Genomic DNA, 17,465 nt, shown 5'->3' on the forward strand with positions numbered 1-17,465 from the left:
GCCGCACGTTCGTTAACGCAACGCAAAGGTGCCGGCGCCTGATTTTGCTGCGGCATCGCCGGTCGGGGACTATAATGCTGGCCGCAGGAACCCGGGGCGCCGCATGCGGGTAGCGCGCGCGCCAGAGGGAGAACGACCACGCATGCCCTTCGACGGTGTCGACTTCGAGCCACGTCGCGAAAAACCGGTGCGCGGCGCCCCCGGCGACAACCTCGTGACCGTACTGATCGTGGTGCTCGCGATCTGCATGCTGGTGACGCCGATTTCGGTTGCGGGCCTGGTCGATACGATCCGCTACCTGCGCGGCGACTAGCCTTGGCGCCGACGTGAGCGCACCTAGGCGGGAACTCACCTGGAAGTGAGACCGCCTGCAATGTTCGCGTTACGTTTCAGCACCATTATCCTGTTCGAGTTGTTGTGTTTCCAGGCGCTGTCTGTCCAGGCGCTATCTTTCCAGAAGTGAGCGTGATGCAGTCATCAACACGATCCCCCGCTGCGGCATCGCCGGGCCGCGGTTCGAGGGCCGGCCGCCGGCTGCGCGGGCTGGCGGCCGCCGCGGCGTTGCTGGCCGCGACGGGATGCACCGTCACCCCGTACGGCTATGGCTACGGATATCCCGGCTACTACTATGGCAGCGGGTACGGCTACGGGTATGGCTATCCTGGAGCCTACAATGCCTATGGCTATGGCTACCCGGCCTACTATGGCGGCTGGACCTGGGGGGCGCCGTTCTTCGGCTACGGCTTCGGCGGCTACTATGGCCGCGGCTACGGGGGCTATGGACGCGGCGGCTACGGACGTGGGGGCTACGGACGCGGCGGCTACGGCGGGGGCTATGGCCGCGGCGGCTACGGCGGCGGCGGCTTCGGTGGTGGCCATGGCGGCGGTGGCTTCGGTCACGGCGGCCGCTGAGGATCAGGTGCCGCAATACGTGGCGCGCACCACCTCCTCGGGCCGCGGCGGCGCCGCGTAGCGCTCGCGGTCGGGCTGGTCGTCGAACGGCCGCCGCAGCACCGACAGGAGCTCATCGAGCGGCCCGCGATCGCCGGCCTCGGCGGCGGCCAGGCTCGCCTCGACCCGATGGTTGCGCGCAATGAAGGCCGGGTTGGCGGCTCGCATGCTCCGGCGACGGTCGGCGGGCGCGGTATCCTCGGCTGCAAGGCGGCGCCCCCAGGCCTGCAACCAGCTGTCCAGGCATGCCGGATCCGCGAACAGGTGGCGCAGGGAGGCCTCGGGCGGTTCCGGCCGGGCTTGCGGACCAGGCGCATCCTCTGGTCCCACATCCTCTGGTCGCACATCGCAAAGCCGCCGGAAGGTCAGGGTGAAATCGGCCTCCTGCGCGGCCATGCAGGTCAGCAGGTCGTGCGCCAGGGCGCGGTCACCCTCTTGCGGCGTCGCGAGGCCGAGCTTGCGCCGGAACGCATCGTCCCAGGCCGTCTGGAACAGCTCCGCAAACCGGGCCAGCGCCTCGTTGGCGACCGCGACTGACACCGACGGGTCCGGATCGAGCAGCGGCAGCATCGCCTCCGCCAGACGCGCCATGTTCCAGTGCGCGATCTGCGGCTGGTTGCCATAGGCGTAACGCCCGCCGGCGTCGATCGAACTGAACACGGTGCCGGGGTGGAAGCTGTCCATGAAGGCACAGGGGCCATAGTCGATGGTTTCGCCGGCGACCGACATGTTGTCGGTGTTCATCACGCCATGGATGAAGCCGACGGACTGCCAGTCGGCGATGAGCCGCGCGGTGCGGGCGATCACCGCGTCCAGCAGCACACGATAGGGCTGGATGGCCGCGCCCGCCTCGGCGGCCTGCGGATAATGCCGCGCGATCACATGGTCGGCCAGCACCCGCAGGCCCTCGGTGTCGCGGCGCACTGCGAAATACTGGAAGGTGCCGACGCGGACATGGCTGCGCGCGACCCGGGTCAGCACGGCGCCCGGCAACGGCCGCTCGCGCATGATCGTCTCGCCGGTGGCAACCACGGCGAGCGAGCGCGTCGTGGGGATGCCGAGGGCGGCCATCGCCTCGCTGACGATGAACTCGCGCAGCGCCGGGCCAAGGGCTGCGCGCCCATCGCCGCGACGCGAGAACGGCGTCGGGCCGGCGCCCTTGAGCTGGATGTCGCGGCGCTCGCCGGCGCGATCGATCACCTCGCCCAGCAGCAGCGCGCGACCGTCGCCGAGCTGCGGCACGAAATTGCCGAACTGGTGGCCGGCATAGGCCATGGCGAGCGGCTCCGCGCCGTCCGGAACCCGGGTTCCGGCCAGTTCGAGCACGCCCTCGGCACTGGCCAGCCGTTGCGGGTCCAGCCCCAGCTCGACGGCCAGCGCGTCGTTGAGGCAGACCAGCTGCGGCGTTGCCACCGGCGTCGGATCGAGACGGGCGAAAAACCGCTCGGGCAGCCGCGCATAGATGTTGACGAAGCGGAAAGTCGCCGGCGCCGGCTGCGCGCCATCCGATGCGCCAATGAAAGCATCGTTGGGGAAAGCATAGTCGGGCATGCAGGGATTACCTTGAACAAGGGATCGTGCCCGGGTGGAAGTGGGGATGGCTTCGCGACAAACCAAGGGTCGGCGTTCACAGACGATTGATGATCTAATACTTAGGTTTTAACGTCGAATTAACTTACAGTGATCTATCGATTATTGGATCGAGGCAACACGTGCAGCGCATTCCCACCGAGCGGCGAGCCGCGTGACAGCGCGGTTGGGCCCTGCCGTGATGCCCGGGCCGCCTGCACGACAGCCTTGCGTGCCGGACGGCCCGGTGCCACTCACCCTGCCGCCGCAGCTGCCAGGGGGCAAGGCGCCAGGCGGCAAGGCGCCGGTGGGCCTCGACCGGGAATTCTGCGAGCGCGAGCCCATCCATATCCCGGGTGCCACGCAGCCGCATGGCGCCGTCCTGGCGGCGCGCATCCAGTCCTTGCGGGTGACGCATTGCAGCGCCAACCTCGCCGACATCCTCGGACGTCCTCCCGCCGCGGTGCTGGGGAGTGACCTCTCGACGATCATCGGCCCGGCCGCGCTCGAAGCCGTCCTCGGGCTCAAGCCGTACGAGCGGATTTCGCTGGGCACCATGCAGACCGACGCGCCGCCGTCGACCGGGACAGCGCAGGGCCGCGTGCTGCATCTGAACGGGTTCCATTCCGGCGACCGGATCTGTGTCGATATCGAGCCTGCGCGCAGCGATGTCGGACAGCAGCCGTCGGTGAAACTGGTCCAGTCGGTGCTGGAGAGCTTCAAGCGCGCCACCAGCCAGTCGGCGCTCTGCACCCTTGCCAGCAAGGGCCTGCGCGCGATCACCGGCTACGACCGGGTGATGATCTACCGCTTCGGCAAGAGCGGGGATGGCGCGGTGGTCTCGGAGTTCCACGCCCGGCACCTCAAGCCGTGGCTCGGCAACCACTATCCCACGACCGACATCCCGCCGCAGGCCCGCCGCCAATACATGCTGCAACGCGTGGGCGCGGTGGCCGACGCCGCCTACGTGCCGGTGCCGCTGCTGACCGGCCGGCGCATCGAGGACGCGACCCCGCTCGATCTCACCTACAGCGCGCTGCGCAGCGTCTCGCCGATCCACCGCGAGTTCATGCGCAACATGGGCACCGCGGCCAGCCTGACGGTGGCGCTCACCTATGGTCCCGACCTCTGGGGCCTGATCATCTGCCATCACTCTAGCCCGCACATCGCCGGGCCGGAACTGCGCGCGGTGGTCGACATGGTCGGACAGGTGGTGTCGCTGCTGCTCGGCAGCCTGCACGATGCGGAGATCTTCGCCTCGCGGACCAATCGGCAGTCGACCTTGCGCGCCATCCTGGACCAGCTTGCGGCGCCGGTGCCGCTCGGCGACGCACTGGCCAAGGCGCAGGCGGCGCTGCTGCATCTGGTCGGAGCCACCGGCGCGGTGGTTCGGGTCGGCGGTGTCTGCCGCTGCTTTGGACGCACGCCGGACGCCGGCGTCGGCGAGCAGATCATCGCAGCCCTGCAGGCGACGCCGCACGGCAACGGCGATCCGATCGCCATCGGCGATCTCGGACTGCGGCATCCGCAATTCGCGCCCTACGCGCCGGTCGCCAGCGGTGCGCTGCTGCTCGAGCTCTCCCCGCTCGGCAAGGACGTCATCCTGTGGCTGCGTCAGGAGCAATCGCGCACGGTGACCTGGGCCGGCAATCCCGATCAGCATGCCGAGATCGACCCGGTCAGCGGCCGGCTTGCCCCGCGGGCCAGCTTTGCCGCCTGGACCCAGACCACCACCGGCCAGTCCGATCCGTGGACCGCCGCCGACGAGACGCTCGCCCACGATTTGCGGCAGGCCATCGAGGCGGAGGCCGCGCACCGGTCGAAGTCGGAGCGGGCCTGGCACGAGCACTACCGCGAACTGAGCGAGAGCCTGGAGCACAAGGTGCAGCAGCGCTCACAGGTGCTGGAAGCCGAGACGCAGGAGCGCCAGCGCACCGGCGCGATCCTGCAGCAGGCGCAGAAGATGGAGGCGATCGGGCAACTGACCGGCGGGGTGGCGCACGACTTCAACAACGTGCTGGCCGCCGTGCTGGGCAATCTCGAGCTGGCGCAGGCGCGCGCGACCGATCCGGCCGTCAAGAAATTCCTCCGCAACGCGCAGCAGGCGGCCGAGCGCGGCGCCAAGTTGACCGACCACCTGCTGTCGTTTGCGCGCAAGCAGCCGCTGCGCCGCGAGTCGTGCGACCTCAACCGGCTGAGCACCGACTTCGCCGCCCTGATCAGGCGCACCGTGGGTGCCGCCATCGAGGTCAGGCTGACGCTGGCGGCAGGCCTCTGGCCGGTGATGCTGGACGCGACCCAGTTCGAGATGGCCCTGCTCAACCTCGCGGTGAATGCCAGCCACGCGATGCCGGGCGGCGGCGTGATCGAGATCAGCACCCGCAATGTCCCTGCCGGCTCGGACGGGCTGCCCGGCGACCTCGATCCCGGCGACTACACCTGCGTGGCCGTGCAGGACGATGGCAGCGGCATGAGTGCCGAGGTCGCGGCGCGTGCCTTCGAGCCGTTCTATACCACCAGCACGATCGGCAAGAGCACCGGCCTCGGGCTGAGCCAGGTCTATGGCCTGTCCAAGCAACTCGGGGGCACCACGATCCTGACCAGCCGGGCCGGTCGCGGCACCTGCGTCAGCCTGCTGCTGCCGCGTGCCCTGCATGCTCCTCTCGCGGCCCCGGTGCCGCAGTCCGTTGCGGACCAGTCCGTTGCGGTCACGCCGCCTGCGGACGTGCAACCGACCGACGCCAGGCTGCTGGTGATCGACGACGATCCCGACGTGCGCGAGGTCACGGTCGAGACGCTGCGGGCCCTCGGATTCGATGTCGTCGCGGCGGAAAGCGCCAAGCTCGGACTGGACATCCTGCATAGCGGGCTGGAGCTCGATCTGGTGGTGACCGACTTCTCGATGCCGGAGATGAACGGCATCGAGTTCATCCGCCACGCGCACCTGTCGCATCCGCAGCTGCCCTGCCTGCTGGTGACCGGCTATGCGGAAACCAGCGACTTCGCCGAAGCGATCTCCGGCGGCATCACCATCCTGCGCAAGCCGTACCGGATGAAGGAACTGGCCGCCACCATCGAACGCCTGCGCGCCTGAGACCGTCCGGGAATACGCCACGCCGGCAATCCGACGCGGCTTTCTGCGCTGTCGGTCACTCTGTCCGCGGAGTGAGCCTCTCCCGGGCGCCGTCGATGTCCGCGCTGCCCGGCTCATCAGACGCCGTCTCCGGCGGGGTGGTCGGGAAGCCGCCATGCGACGCGGTCCGGCGGCGCTTGTTCTCCTCCTGCCCCGGCTTGGTCTCGTGGTCGTATTCCTTGCCGGCGTCCGGTGCGGGCTGTGCCATGTCGGCGTGTCCTTCTGCCTGTCGTCTGATAGAGCAGCTTTATCCGACAGATGGCGTCGCGAAGCGATTCCCTGTGATCGGATGCCGCTCACGGATGCTTGCGCGCGGCGTGGCGTGGCGCTGGGGCATTCCAATTCGTCGCCAGTCGGGCCATATGAGCCGTGCTGGATTTCGCAGCCGTGGGTTGCCTGACGCCGCTTCCGGCTCCGGGGTCGCAAGTCATTCAAGGCCGGATCGACCACGGTCCTCTGTCATGCAGGGGGCCTTTTCCGCGCGTCCGGTTCGCGCAGCACGTGCAGGAGGCATCTGAAGATGGTCAAGCGTCGCAAAGAGGAAGAGATTGCCGGCGTCCTGGAGTTCGAGGGCCGCACAAGCGAGGATCCGGAATTCCTGGAATGGGTTGCCGGCCACAAGGCGACCAACGGCGGCAAGATACGGGTCAGCCAGGGTGGTCGAGGCGTCCGGGTGATGTTTGCCAAGGAGGCCGACATGGCGCTGTGGCAGGCGCGGTCCGAGCAGGCGGCGAAACGCAAGAAATCGGCGGCGTCCTGAAGCGAACCCGGCGCTCCATCGCAAGTTGTAGCAGCGAACCCGACCGCCTCGAGGCTTACCCAAGCGTGTGTATCCTGCTCGTCGAAGACGAACCTCTCATCCGGGAGGTCATGACCGAGAGCCTGCAGGAGGCCGGCTTCGAGGTGATGCAGGCGGAGAGCGGAGACCGGGCCGTCGAGTTGATCCGTGATGCGCCCTGCCCGTTCTCGGCGCTGGTGACGGACTTCCACATGCCGGGCCGGATCGACGGCGCCGGCGTCGCGCGCCGGATGCGCAAGGTCTGGCCGCGGCTCCCGGTCGTGATCGTCTCCGGCCGCCCGGAGGTCTTCCGGGAGCAATGGGAAAGCGAAGACGGCTACGGGGTGCTGCGGAAACCCTACCTGCCGCGGCAGCTGATCGAGCTGGTCCGGCAGCTGGTGCAGGCGGCCGCGCCGGACCCAGGGTAGCGTCGAAGACGCGCGACGCACGCGCCCGTGCCGGCGTCGCTTTGCTGCTCTTGTTGCTGGCCGGGTGCGCGGCCGGCTCCCCCGCCGCCCTGCCGACGCGGTGCCTGCCGGCGCTGCGCGACGAGGTCACGATCGTCGATTCGGGCTGGCATACCGCCCTGGCGCTGCCCGCCCGCGAGCTGACCGGGGGCCTGGGCATCTTCCGGCGGATCTTCCCGGGCGGCTCGACCTACGTGTTCGGCTTCGGCAAGCGGACGTTCATGATCGCGCCGGCGAATGATCTCAGCGAATGGCTGCTCGGCCCGTTCCCGGGACCCGGCGCCATCCAGGTGGAAGCGCTCTCGGCGCCGGCGGCGATCGCCTACGCATCCCCGGTCCGGACGGTGACGCTGGCGCTGCAACCGGGCGAGGTGCCGCACCTGGCCGGCGCCATCTGGGCCGGCATCGACCATGACCGGGCCGGGCAGCCGACGCGCATCGCGGCACGGCCCTGGCACGGCACGTTGTTCTACGCGTCAACCCACGGCTATGGCATGGCATACACGTGCAACGCGTGGACCGCCGCGATGCTGCACGCGGCGGGCGTGCCGATCGATGCATCCGGCGTCGTGCTCGCCGGCCAGGTCATGCATCGGGTCGGCAGGGTTGCCGAGTGCGGTCGCTGAGCCGGCGGCGCGTCACCGGGAGGTGCAGGGCGGCGCGGTGCCGTCCGAACAGGCTGGGACCTTTTCGCCCGACGGCAGCACGACATAGACCGGCTGGGCCGGCTGCGACCCGCCGCTGAACGACGAGCAGCCGGCCAGTACTCCGGCGGCCACCGCCAGCATCATCGTGCGGCGCGAAGCCGCGGCAATCCTGGTCGCTGTCATCTGCCGCTCCTGTCTGCGAGCCCTGGAGCGGGCGGAGGGAATCGAACCCTCCTCGGTAGCTTGGAAGGCTACTGCATTACCACTATGCTACGCCCGCACCGGCAGCGAAGCGCGAACTCCGCCGGGCTCCCGCCGGGCCTCTGTCTAGCGTCCCCCCGCACGGGCCTGCAAGCCCCTCGCCCAGCCCGGCATATGGGCGTTGATGCGCGCGCCGGGGTCTTGACTTTGCGCCCCGCTCAGCTTCTTTACGCCCCCTGCGCCGGGTTCAGGCGGTCATTCTTCCAGCCCTCAGCTTGGGTGGGAGGGGACCGCGAAGGCGGCGATGCAGGGGTGTAGCTCAATTGGCTAGAGCGCCGGTCTCCAAAACCGGAGGTTGCGGGTTCGAGACCCTCCGCCCCTGCCACTTGGCCGCCTGTCCGGAACAGAAATGTTATGGGCCACGGTCCCGCCCGCTCTGGACGGGTTCGGATGTCTGGTGTCTGGAAGGTGCGGCGTGGCGGTCAGTCCTGCGAAATTCATCCGCGAGGTGCGGTCCGAGGCGACCAAGGTCACCTGGCCGACCCGCCGTGAGACGCTGGTGACCACCGGCCTGGTGCTGGCGATGGCGGCGATCACCGCAATCTTCTTCTTTGCGGTCGACCAGATCATCGGCCTGGGCGTGCGCGCCCTGTTTGGCCTGGGGGGCTGAGGAGCAGGTCATGGCGAAGCGTTGGTACGTCGTCCACGTCTATTCGGGTTTCGAGAAGAAGATCGCCCAGCAGATCAAGGAGCAGGCCGCGCAGAAGGGCCTGGCTGATCATTTCGACGAGGTGCTGGTGCCGTCCGAGGAAGTGCTCGAGGTCCGGCGCGGCCAGAAGGTGAGCGCCGAGCGCAAGTTCTTCCCCGGCTACGTGCTGGTGAAGATGGAACTGACCGACGATGCCTGGCATCTGGTCAAGGACACGCCGAAGGTCACCGGCTTCCTGGGCACGCGCATGCGCCCGTCGCCGATCAGCGAGGCCGAGGCCGAGCGGATCATGAAGCAGACCCAGGAAGGCGTCGAACGCCCGCGTCCGTCGGTGCTGTTCGAGATCGGCGAGCAGGTGCGTGTCGCCGACGGTCCGTTCACCAGCTTCAACGGCACCGTCGAGGATGTCGACGAGGAGAAGGGCCGCCTCAAGGTCAGCGTGTCGATCTTCGGCCGGTCCACTCCAGTGGACCTGGAATACGGGCAGGTCGAGAAGGTGTGAGCCGTCAGGCCTGAAGCAGCGTAACGGTCAGGCCGGTGGCGGCGCCGGCGGCATGGCCCGGAGCATCTCCGCGACCTGATCGGACGCCTGTCCCAGCAGCGTGCTGAGGGCGGCCACCAGGGCGGCGGTCCCGGGACCATCCGGCTGCCGGGTGAGATGCAGGCTGCGGCTGCCGGCCGGCCCGCTATCCGGGCGATGCACCGAGAGCGTCGCCTGCAGTTCGGCGCGGCCAGCGCTGTCGGCCGCGAAACGCTGCACGTCGAGTTCCACCAGCGCCGTCGGCGTCGTCGAGATCGCGCTGCCCTGGGTGAACACGCCGGCGCCCGGCAGGCGCTGGCTCAGGTCGAGGGCCAGCGTGCGGCCGATCATCTCGTCGAGCGCGTCCGCCCAGGCGGCGTCCTCGACCGTGCGCAGCCGGTAGTCCTCGTCGTTGCGCACGATATGGTCGCGCTGCAGGCTGGGTGCGACACTCGGCGTGCGCACCTCGACCGACAGCGGGCCGCCGCCGCCCGGTTGCCCGGGCACGAATGCCAGCGTGTAGTAGCTCGGCTCCGACCCGCCGCATCCGGCGAGCAGCAACGGCATGGCTGCCCCCAGCATGCCAGCCAGCATGGCGCGGCGCCGGACGGCATGCCGGGCGGGGCGGATCCCCTGCTGCTGGACCCCGTGCGGCTGGACCCCATGCTGCAGAATTGGGGCCAGATGTCTCATGGGTTGCTCCGGCCGAAGATCAGCGACGAGGGGTGGCGGTTCAGGTAGTCGGTAAGCGAGCGGACCGAACGGGCCGTGGCGCTGAGCTGGTCGAGCGTGCGCTGCAGGCTGTTGTGGAAATCGGAGTTGCCGCCGTACGTGGCCAGCGCGCCGTTGGCGTTGTCGATCGCCTTCTGCAACTGGCCGGAGATCTGCGGCAGCCGCTGCAGGAACGGGGTCAGGCCGTGGTCGGCGCTCTGCACCAGGTGGTTGGTGCTTGCCAAGGTCTGGTTGAGCTCGACCAGCGCCTGCTTGAGCTGCGGGCTCGCCACCGTGGCATCCGCGTGCGCCAGCAGGCTGCTCAGGCTGTCGCCGATCTGCGACAGCGGCAATGCGGCCAGCTTGGCCGACACCGTCGACAGGCTGTCCATGATCCCGGCCATGCCGCCCGACTGGCTCGGCAGCACGATCGCGTTGCCCTCGAGCGAGATCTTCTCCGGCTGCGCCTTGGGCACGAAGCTCAGCGAGATCATCGCGCTGCCGGTGAGCAGATTGTCGGTGTCGGTCTCCGCACGGAGACCCCGGTTCACCATCGCCTGGGTGATGGTGAGGATCGAGCTGCCCTGCATCTCCTGGTCGGACAGCACCCGCTCGGGCTGCACCTCCATCGCCACCCGGACCTGGGCATCGCCGGTATTCTGGTCGATCTGCAGCTTGACCTCGGTGACCTCGCCGACCTGGATGCCGAACATCTCGACCGGGCTGCCGGCATCGAGTCCCTTCACCGAACTGCGCAGGTAGGTCACGACATGCACCCGCTCATGGTAGCCGGCGGTGTCGGCGGCCTGCCTGCTCTCGTAGAGCTTGAACACCGTGCCCCCCGGAGCCGTCTCGGACTGCTTGCTGCGGCGCTCGCTCGGCAGCCCGAAGGCCACGCCGCCCGAGATCAGGGCCTGCAGGCTCTCGACCTGGAGATGCAGCCCGCTGCTGCCGCCGAAATCCACCCGCAGGCCGGACACGTCCCAAAAGCGCGTGTCGCGCCGCAGGAAGCCGTCATAGGGATGCTTGACGAACACCTGCACCGGGATCGGGCCGCGCCCGTTCGCGGGCAGCTTGTAGCCGAGCACCTCGCCGGCCTGCACGTCGCGGAAGAACACCGGCGACCCCTGGCCGAGCGAGCCGAGCGAGGCGGTCATCAGGGTGAAGGTCTGGCCCGGCTCGTCGGACCGCACGCCGGGTGGCGAGTCCAGGCCCTCGAAACGCGTCTCGCCGATCTCCGCGCCGGGCCTGCCGGGATCGATGGCGATGAAGGCGCCCGACACCAGGGTCTCGAGGCCGCTGACGCTGGCGCCGCTGAGGCGCGGCCGGACCACCCAGAACTTGGCGTTACGGGTGAGCATCGGTGCCGACCGCGAGCTCATCTGCACGCGCACGTCGACGTGCTGCAGGTCCCTGCTGAGTTCGATCCCCTCGACGGTGCCGAGGCCGACCGCCTTGTGCTTGACCTGGGTCTGGCCGGCGGTCAGGCCGTCGGCACTGTCGAACTGGATGGTGATCTCGGGGCCGCGCCGCGAGATCGTCTCCCAGCCGAGATAGGCCCCGATCGCCACCACGATGATCGGGATCAGCCAGATCAGGGAGAAGCGCGTCGGCCGCGCCCCCGCCTCCGGCACGCCGCCATTCCCGCTCGCAGGCGGCTCGCCGCCGACGCCGCCACCGCCGGGGGCGCCCTGGTTCCCCGGTTCTCCTCGTCCCGGAGGACCGCCTGTATTCCCACTCACGCCTGTGCTCGCTCCGCCCTTGCGGCGCGCGCTGGCGACCGCGTTTCCCCGAAGGCCGGTCCGTTCAGGCCGGCGGCGTCCCACATGACCCTCGGGTCGAAGCAGTCGGCTGCAAAGATGGTCAGTATCACGACCGCGGCGAAAGACATCATCCCGGCATCGGCATTGACATTGGCCAGGGCATCGAAATGCACCACTGCCACCAGGATGGAGATCATGAACACGTCGATCATCGACCAGCGCCCGACGAAATCGATGATGCGGAACAGCTTGGACCGCAGCACGAGGCGATTGGCCGATCCGCGCCAGGTCGCAAAGCACATTACGCACAGGCCCAGGACCTTGAGCACCGGCACGGTGACGCTGGCGAAGAACACCAGCAGGGCGAGCGGCAGCATCCCCGCGTCATATAACTCGCCGACACCCTGCAGGATGGTGTGGTCGCCGCCCCGGTTGAGCTTGATGATGGTCATCACCGGGAGGACGTTGGCCGGCAGATAGAGCACCACGGCGCTGAAGATGAGCGCCATGGTCCGCCTGACGCTGTCCGGCTTGCGGCGGTACAGCCTCGCGCCGCAGCGCGGACAGGCTCCGACGCACTCCTCGCAGGAGAGCCTGGTGGGCGAGCAGCAGACCAGCCCGCAGGACAGGCACGAGACCATGTGCTCCGGCGGCGGCGGCACCTCATGGATGTCGATCTCCGGTCCGAAGGGACGATGCACCGGGTGGCGGTGCGCAAGGCGCACCCGGCGACGCGACCAGATCACGTCCGTATCCAGCGTGGAATCCGTCACCCCCAGGGTCAGCATCAGGCCGGCCAGGGCATACACCGCGACCCCGACCTGGATGTCGGCGAGGTCGATCAGCTTGGTGTAGGCGACCAGGACGCCCAGCATATAGACCTCGATCATCGACCAGGGCCGCAACCGGTCGTACCAGCGCATCATCGCGGTGACCCGCAAGGGCAGCCGGTGGTGCAGGGCGCCGAACAGGATGCCCAGCATGAGCAGGATGACGACCGCCGGCAGCACGATGGTGACCAGCGCGATCAGGCCGCCGACGATGCCCCACCCGTCACGCAGCAACTCGATCGGCCCGGTGAACAAGGTGATGGTGCGCGAGCGACCGTAGATGCTGATGGTCAGCACGGGCTGCGTGATGCTCAGCAGGTAGAGCACCGCGGAGGTGAGGCAGAAGGCCAGCGGGGTCGCGATCGGCGGATTGCTACGACGGACGCCAAGCTTGGTGTCGCAGCGCTCGCAATGCATGATCTGTCCGGGCTGCAGGTCCCGCGAGCGCTGCACCAGGCCGCAGCCGTGGCACTCGCAGAGCTGCGGCAGCCCGCGCAGGGTCGATCCGGGCACCCCGAGCAGGGCGCGCATCCTAGCGGTGGCGGTGCTCACGGCAGGAGGATGCCGGCTTGGCGGATCAGTTCAGGCACCGGGGGCCTCCAAGGATGTACGCCCGGGCAGATAATGCGGGGCATCGGGGTCGACAAGCAGTATGCCAGGCAATCATCAACAGGCGATGACCGGTGTTCAGGTTGCAGCAACGGCCCTGGTTTTGTATAGGGCGCATGCAGTCTGCCGACATAGCTCAGGGGTAGAGCAACTGATTCGTAATCAGTAGGTCCTCGGTTCAATTCCGAGTGTCGGCACCATTGTCCCCGTCGGTGTCTTTTATTGGAAACCGCCGGCTCGAAATTGCTGCCGCGTCGGCCCTGCCTTGTGGCCCTGCTCCCTTGCGGCATACTTGCACTTATGCAGGTCACGCGGGCCAATTCTGAACCGACCGACCCACAGAGCACTGCGGCGCAGGACGTCCCGGTTGCGTCCCAGGCGGCGCCAGCGGCCAAGGCCGAACCGCGGCGCCTGTGGCTGCAACCGGACCCGGAGAGCGTCGCGTTGCTGCGGCGTGCGCCGGTGATCGCCCGGCACGCCCGCAACGCCGGCATCACGCGACGCATCGAGACCACGTACTACGACACGCCGGACCGCTTGTTGTTCAGGGGAAATCTGTCGTTGCGGGTGCGGACGCTCGGCCGCCGCTTCATCCAGACGCTGTCGGGGCGCGCGAGCCAGGCGAGTGCAGCGTCCGGCACCTGGTCGTGCAGCGTGGCGAGCGCTCTGCCGGACCTGGCCGATCTCGGGGCCCTGCAGGCCGACTGGCTGCCGCCGGCGGTGCGCGAGGCGCTGCTGCGCGGTCCGCTGGCGCTGGTCTGCACAGCCAGGATACGCCGCCACACGCGCCGGCTCGCGATGCCGGACGCCTTGGCCCCCGACTCCCTGGTCCCCGGTTCCCTGGTCGATGTCGTCTTCGAGGATGGCGGCATCGAGGCCCAGGGCCGGCACCAAGGCATCGACCGGATCGGCCTGGTGCTGCACGCCGGCGAGGCATCGGCGCTGTACGAGGTCGCGCTGCGGCTGCTCGACGTGGCGCCGCTGCGGATCGGCGCCGACAGCACGGCCCTGCTCGGCTACGCGCTGGCCACCCAAACCCACCTGCGGGCGGCAAAGGCGACCGCCTCGAGCCTGACGCCGGCGCTGGCGATGGACGATGCGATCGCGGCCATCCTCGCTGCATGCCAGACGCATCTGCAGGCCAACCAGGGCGTCGCGCAAAACGCCCGCACGCCGGATGGCGTGCACCAGATGCGCGTCGCGCTGCGCCGTGTGCGCTCGGCGCTGTCGCTGCTGCGCCGCGACCTGCCGTCCGGCACCATGGCAAGCCTGGCTCGCGAGGCGAAGTGGGCTGCCGCTCAGCTCGGCCCGGCGCGGGGCTGGGATGTCTTCCTGGCCAGCACCTTGAACGACACCCTGACGCAACGCACCCGGGCGCCCCGCGGCGGCCCGGATTTCCAGGCGCTGCGGCAGGCGGCCGAGGCGCCGCGCGCGCGCGCCTACCGGACCGTCACGGCGTTGATCACGGCGCCGCGCTTCAGCCGCTTCCAGCTCACCCTGGGCCAGTGGGCGGCGCGGCGCGGCTGGCGCAACGAGGTCACCCCGGACGGGCTGGCGCTGCTGGCGGATCCCGCTTCACTGGTGGCCGCCGGCATGCTGGGCCGCCTGCATCGCAAGGCGCTCAGGCAGGGCGCGCACTTCAGGCGCCTGTCGGCCACCGAGCGTCACCAGCTGCGCATCACGCTGAAGAAGCTGCGCTACGCCATCGAGTTCTTCCTGCCGCTGTTCGAGGCCTCGGGTCGCGCGCATCGTTTCGTGCGACGGCTGAGCCGCCTGCAGGAGGCGCTCGGCCTCGACCATGACGCCGCCGAGACCAGGCCCCTGCTGGTGCAACTCGGCGGTCGGGGCAGCGCCGGCGGCATCCACCAGGCCATCGGCGTGGTGATCGGCTGGCAGGCCCGCGAGGAGCTCGTCAACCTCGATACGCTGGCGGCGCAATGGCAGCGGTTCAAGACCCTGCAGCCGTTCTGGCCCAAGGTATCGAAACCGCTCAGTGCCGGATCAACGCCAGCAGCACCTCGGCCAGGATGAGGATCACGATGATGAACTCCATCGCCGCCGCGCGGCTGCTGGAGGCCTCCTCGTAGAGGGCGGCGTAGGTATCGCGGATGATCGCAAGCTTGCGGTCCACCGCGGCGCTGACGGTGCCGACACGGAACAGGTCGAGTGCTGCGGTATAGATGCGCGCGAGATAGACGTCCTCGGTGACCTGCAGCGCGTTGTCGACCTTCTCGGTCAGCTCGGTGACTTCGGCGACCAGCGTGTACAGCCGCCGTGCCAGGCTGGCAAAGCGGCGCGAGCTCAGCAGGCCGCCGATGCGATGGGTGGTTTCCACCAGGTCGTACATGCTGGGCAGCTCGTCATCGAGCAGCTCGTCATAGTAGCGCATCTCCAGCAACTGCGCGTTCGCGACCTCGATCACATCCAGCACGTCGGAATCGCCACGCGGTTCGTAGATGAAGGCACGATCCCAGGTCAGCACCGCAAGATCGTCGGTATAGTACGAGAAGCGCTTGCGCAGCAGGTCGGCGCGCGCGGCCTCCGACAGCGCACGCCTCTCGCCCGACAGCAGCGGCACCAGGTCGCAGCGTTCCATCAGTGCCACGGCGCCGATCGGCGCATCGAAGGCGCGGACCACGCCGACCAGGTAGTCCTCCTGCAGGATCGACCGCGCCGGTCGCGTCAAGGCCGATGCCAGTACCTCGTGCAGTTCCGCATTGATCCGGCTCCAGACCGGATGCGGCGAGCTCGGTCCGATCGCGGCGTCAACGGCGTTGAGCCGGTCGGTGAAGCCGGGCCAGTCGCAGCCACCTGCGGTCACCGAGAAGGCGATGGTGAGTACACCGAAATCGTACAGGCGCGCCGTCGCGGTCGCGGTCACTTCGCCGTCCGCGAGCGTGAGCCGCACCGGTTCCAGCGGCAGCACCAGGGGTGGCACGTCGTAGGAGATCGCCTTGGGCGAGGTGACGCGCAGGGTTCTGCGGGCACTGCTGGCGCCGGTATGCTGGCGCCAGATCGCCTCGGCCCGCACCAGGTCGGCGGCATAGGCGAAGTCGAACAACCGGTACACGATGATCTCGGCATCGACGACCTGCAGTGCCGGCAAGGGCCTAGACCCTTATGTTGCTGAATCGGAACGGCCTCGCGTGGTCGAGATCCTCCGCGAACAGCCGCGCGCGATCCAGCAGCGGCGTCCAGTCGGAATAGACCCCGACCAGGTCTCCGAGATAGGGCCGCATGATGTCCAGGATGCGCGCATGATCCAGCGCATCGGCCTCGACCAGTCCGCAGCCCGGGTTTTCGATCGCCCAGACCAGACCGGCCAGCACCGCGGCGGTCACCTGCAGGCTGGTCGCGTTGTTGTACGGCACCAGGCGGCGCGCCTCGTCGATGGCAAGGCGCGAGCCATACCAGTACGCCCCGCGCGAATGCCCGAGCAGCAGCACGCCGAGCTCGTCCATGCCGCCGGTGATCTCGTCCATCATCAGCCGCTGCGTCGGCTGCAGGCGCCAGTTGCGCCCGGCCAGCTCATGGATCGACAGCACCGCGTCGTCGCACGGATTGTAGGCGTAGTGCACGGTCGGACGGTATCGCACATCGCGGCCATCGCGCACCGTGTAGTAGTCGGCAATCGAGATCGACTCGTTGTGGGTGATCAGGAATCCGTGGAACGGGCCTTCGAGGGGAGTCCAGCTGCGCACCCGCACCGACGCACCCGGCCGCATCAGGTAGATCGCGGCATCGCAGCCAAAATCGTGCCGGCGGCCGTCGATGGGGAGTGCGCCCTCATGGGTACCCCAGCCCAGTTCCGCCGGCTGGCAGCCTTCGCCGACGAAGCCGTCGATCGACCAGGTGTTGACGAACTCGCCGCGGCGCTTGGCGACGTTGCCGACCTGCGTGTCCCGCTCGGCGATATGGATGGCCTGCACGCCGAGCCGCTGCGCGAGCTCGGCCCATCCCGCGCGCGAGACGGGAGTGTCGCTCTTCGCCCCGGTATCGTGCGCAATCTCGAGCAGCGCCTGCTTCACGAAATGCGAGACCAGGCCGGGATTGGCGCCGTGTCCCACCACCGCGGTGGGTCCGGAATTGCCGCCCGCCGCGAGCGCCAGCGCGCTCTCCCGCAGCGCGTAGTTGGAGCGTTGCGAAGGCGTCAGCGCGGGATCGGTATAGCCGCCGGCCCAGGGTTCGATGCAGGTATCGAGATAGAGCGCGCCGCACGCGCGGCAGAGCGTGATCAGCGCGACCGAGGAGACGTCGACCGACAGGTTGAGCAGGAAATCGCCGGCGCCGAGCAGGGGAGCGAGCACCGCGCGGTAGTTCCGCCGGTCGAGCGGCTGCACCAGGATGCGGATGCCGAGTGCCGCCGCCACCGCGCCGCCACGCGCATCCGCGGTGACGATGGTGATGCGCTCGCGGGGCATGTCGATATGCGCCAGGATCAGCGGCAGCACGCCCTGGCCGATGCTGCCCAGGCCGAGCATGACGAGCCGGCCGTCGAATGCGACGTGGTGCATGTCCCGCACGCCCGGGAGCTGCTGTCCGGGCGGCGTCGCGGCGGCGGGAGGCCCTGTCATCAC

17 protein-coding genes and 3 tRNA genes are annotated in these 17,465 nt (G+C 69.0%); 11 read left to right on the top strand and 9 right to left on the bottom strand.

Annotation, left to right across the window (positions count from 1 at the left end; genetic code table 11):
- Nucleotides 1-142 precede the first annotated feature (142 nt).
- Both ACQY4O_RS11120 and ACQY4O_RS11125 read left to right on the top strand, forming a co-directional pair.
- Nucleotides 143-313, top strand: a complete 171-nt coding sequence (locus ACQY4O_RS11120; RefSeq protein WP_428376439.1) for a hypothetical protein — start codon at nucleotides 143-145, stop codon at nucleotides 311-313.
- A gap of 155 nt (nucleotides 314-468) precedes the next feature.
- Nucleotides 469-912, top strand: coding sequence for a hypothetical protein (locus tag ACQY4O_RS11125; RefSeq protein WP_428376440.1), 444 nt, complete (start codon nucleotides 469-471; stop codon nucleotides 910-912).
- A 3-nt stretch (nucleotides 913-915) separates the two neighbouring features.
- Here ACQY4O_RS11125 and ACQY4O_RS11130 read toward each other — a convergent pair whose 3' ends face one another.
- On the bottom strand, nucleotides 916-2,502 hold the full coding sequence (locus ACQY4O_RS11130; protein ID WP_428376441.1) for a protein adenylyltransferase SelO: 1,587 nt from the start codon (nucleotides 2,500-2,502) through the stop codon (nucleotides 916-918).
- Nucleotides 2,503-2,767: 265 nt separating this feature from the next.
- Here ACQY4O_RS11130 and ACQY4O_RS11135 point away from each other — a divergent pair, with 265 nt between their 5' ends.
- Nucleotides 2,768-5,614: a response regulator gene (locus ACQY4O_RS11135; RefSeq protein ID WP_428376442.1), complete on the top strand. Its 2,847-nt coding sequence runs from the start codon at nucleotides 2,768-2,770 to the stop codon at nucleotides 5,612-5,614.
- A gap of 55 nt (nucleotides 5,615-5,669) precedes the next feature.
- Here the strand turns inward: ACQY4O_RS11135 and ACQY4O_RS11140 are convergent, their stop codons facing one another.
- Complete coding sequence (locus tag ACQY4O_RS11140) at nucleotides 5,670-5,861, bottom strand: hypothetical protein (protein ID WP_428376443.1); 192 nt, start codon at nucleotides 5,859-5,861, stop codon at nucleotides 5,670-5,672.
- A 312-nt stretch (nucleotides 5,862-6,173) separates the two neighbouring features.
- Between ACQY4O_RS11140 and ACQY4O_RS11145 the strand changes: the two genes are divergently transcribed.
- The 3 genes from ACQY4O_RS11145 to ACQY4O_RS11155 all read left to right on the top strand — a co-directional run bounded on the left by ACQY4O_RS11145 (nucleotide 6,174) and on the right by ACQY4O_RS11155 (nucleotide 7,524).
- Nucleotides 6,174-6,413 (top strand): hypothetical protein, encoded by a 240-nt coding sequence (locus tag ACQY4O_RS11145; RefSeq protein WP_428376444.1) that lies wholly within the window; start codon nucleotides 6,174-6,176, stop codon nucleotides 6,411-6,413.
- A gap of 65 nt (nucleotides 6,414-6,478) precedes the next feature.
- Nucleotides 6,479-6,859 (top strand): response regulator, encoded by a 381-nt coding sequence (locus ACQY4O_RS11150; RefSeq protein ID WP_428378173.1) that lies wholly within the window; start codon nucleotides 6,479-6,481, stop codon nucleotides 6,857-6,859.
- 53 nt (nucleotides 6,860-6,912) lie between these two features.
- Nucleotides 6,913-7,524, top strand: coding sequence for a DUF2459 domain-containing protein (locus tag ACQY4O_RS11155; RefSeq protein ID WP_428376445.1), 612 nt, complete (start codon nucleotides 6,913-6,915; stop codon nucleotides 7,522-7,524).
- A 12-nt stretch (nucleotides 7,525-7,536) separates the two neighbouring features.
- Here ACQY4O_RS11155 and ACQY4O_RS11160 read toward each other — a convergent pair whose 3' ends face one another.
- Nucleotides 7,537-7,728, bottom strand: a complete 192-nt coding sequence (locus ACQY4O_RS11160; RefSeq protein ID WP_428376446.1) for a hypothetical protein — start codon at nucleotides 7,726-7,728, stop codon at nucleotides 7,537-7,539.
- A 23-nt stretch (nucleotides 7,729-7,751) separates the two neighbouring features.
- Nucleotides 7,752-7,825: transfer RNA gene (locus tag ACQY4O_RS11165), tRNA-Gly, on the bottom strand.
- A 229-nt stretch (nucleotides 7,826-8,054) separates the two neighbouring features.
- Here ACQY4O_RS11165 and ACQY4O_RS11170 point away from each other — a divergent pair.
- The 3 genes from ACQY4O_RS11170 (at nucleotide 8,055) to nusG (ending at nucleotide 8,957) form a co-directional block, all read left to right on the top strand.
- Nucleotides 8,055-8,131: transfer RNA gene (locus ACQY4O_RS11170), tRNA-Trp, on the top strand.
- Between the two features lie 90 nt (nucleotides 8,132-8,221).
- Nucleotides 8,222-8,416, top strand: coding sequence for a preprotein translocase subunit SecE (gene secE, locus ACQY4O_RS11175; protein WP_428376447.1), 195 nt, complete (start codon nucleotides 8,222-8,224; stop codon nucleotides 8,414-8,416).
- 10 nt (nucleotides 8,417-8,426) lie between these two features.
- Entirely contained in the window at nucleotides 8,427-8,957 is a 531-nt protein-coding gene (gene nusG, locus ACQY4O_RS11180; protein ID WP_428376448.1) for a transcription termination/antitermination protein NusG, read from the top strand.
- 27 nt (nucleotides 8,958-8,984) lie between these two features.
- On the opposite strand, the gene ACQY4O_RS11185 is transcribed toward nusG, so the two are convergent.
- The 3 genes from ACQY4O_RS11185 to ACQY4O_RS11195 form a co-directional block, all read right to left on the bottom strand.
- Nucleotides 8,985-9,668: a PqiC family protein gene (locus ACQY4O_RS11185; RefSeq protein ID WP_428376449.1), complete on the bottom strand. Its 684-nt coding sequence runs from the start codon at nucleotides 9,666-9,668 to the stop codon at nucleotides 8,985-8,987.
- Entirely contained in the window at nucleotides 9,665-11,320 is a 1,656-nt protein-coding gene (locus ACQY4O_RS11190; RefSeq protein WP_428378174.1) for an intermembrane transport protein PqiB, read from the bottom strand. The genes ACQY4O_RS11185 and ACQY4O_RS11190 overlap by 4 nt, the downstream gene beginning before the upstream one ends.
- Nucleotides 11,321-11,424: 104 nt before the next feature.
- Nucleotides 11,425-12,831, bottom strand: coding sequence for a paraquat-inducible protein A (locus tag ACQY4O_RS11195; protein ID WP_428376450.1), 1,407 nt, complete (start codon nucleotides 12,829-12,831; stop codon nucleotides 11,425-11,427).
- Nucleotides 12,832-13,013: 182 nt separating this feature from the next.
- On the opposite strand from ACQY4O_RS11195, the gene ACQY4O_RS11200 reads away from it, so the two are divergent.
- Together ACQY4O_RS11200 and ACQY4O_RS11205 are read left to right on the top strand one after the other, a co-directional pair.
- Nucleotides 13,014-13,088, top strand: a tRNA-Thr gene (locus tag ACQY4O_RS11200).
- Between the two features lie 100 nt (nucleotides 13,089-13,188).
- Nucleotides 13,189-14,919 (top strand): CHAD domain-containing protein, encoded by a 1,731-nt coding sequence (locus ACQY4O_RS11205; protein WP_428376451.1) that lies wholly within the window; start codon nucleotides 13,189-13,191, stop codon nucleotides 14,917-14,919.
- On the opposite strand, the gene ACQY4O_RS11210 is transcribed toward ACQY4O_RS11205, so the two are convergent.
- Complete coding sequence (locus ACQY4O_RS11210) at nucleotides 14,879-15,994, bottom strand: hypothetical protein (RefSeq protein WP_428376452.1); 1,116 nt, start codon at nucleotides 15,992-15,994, stop codon at nucleotides 14,879-14,881. The two genes, ACQY4O_RS11205 and ACQY4O_RS11210, sit on opposite strands and share 41 nt — an antisense overlap.
- 4 nt (nucleotides 15,995-15,998) lie before the next feature.
- Nucleotides 15,999-17,462, bottom strand: coding sequence for a homospermidine synthase (locus ACQY4O_RS11215; RefSeq protein ID WP_428376453.1), 1,464 nt, complete (start codon nucleotides 17,460-17,462; stop codon nucleotides 15,999-16,001).
- Nucleotides 17,463-17,465 lie beyond the last annotated feature (3 nt).

Source organism: Lichenicoccus sp., assembly GCF_965277665.1.
Lineage (GTDB): Bacteria > Pseudomonadota > Alphaproteobacteria > Acetobacterales > Acetobacteraceae > Lichenicoccus.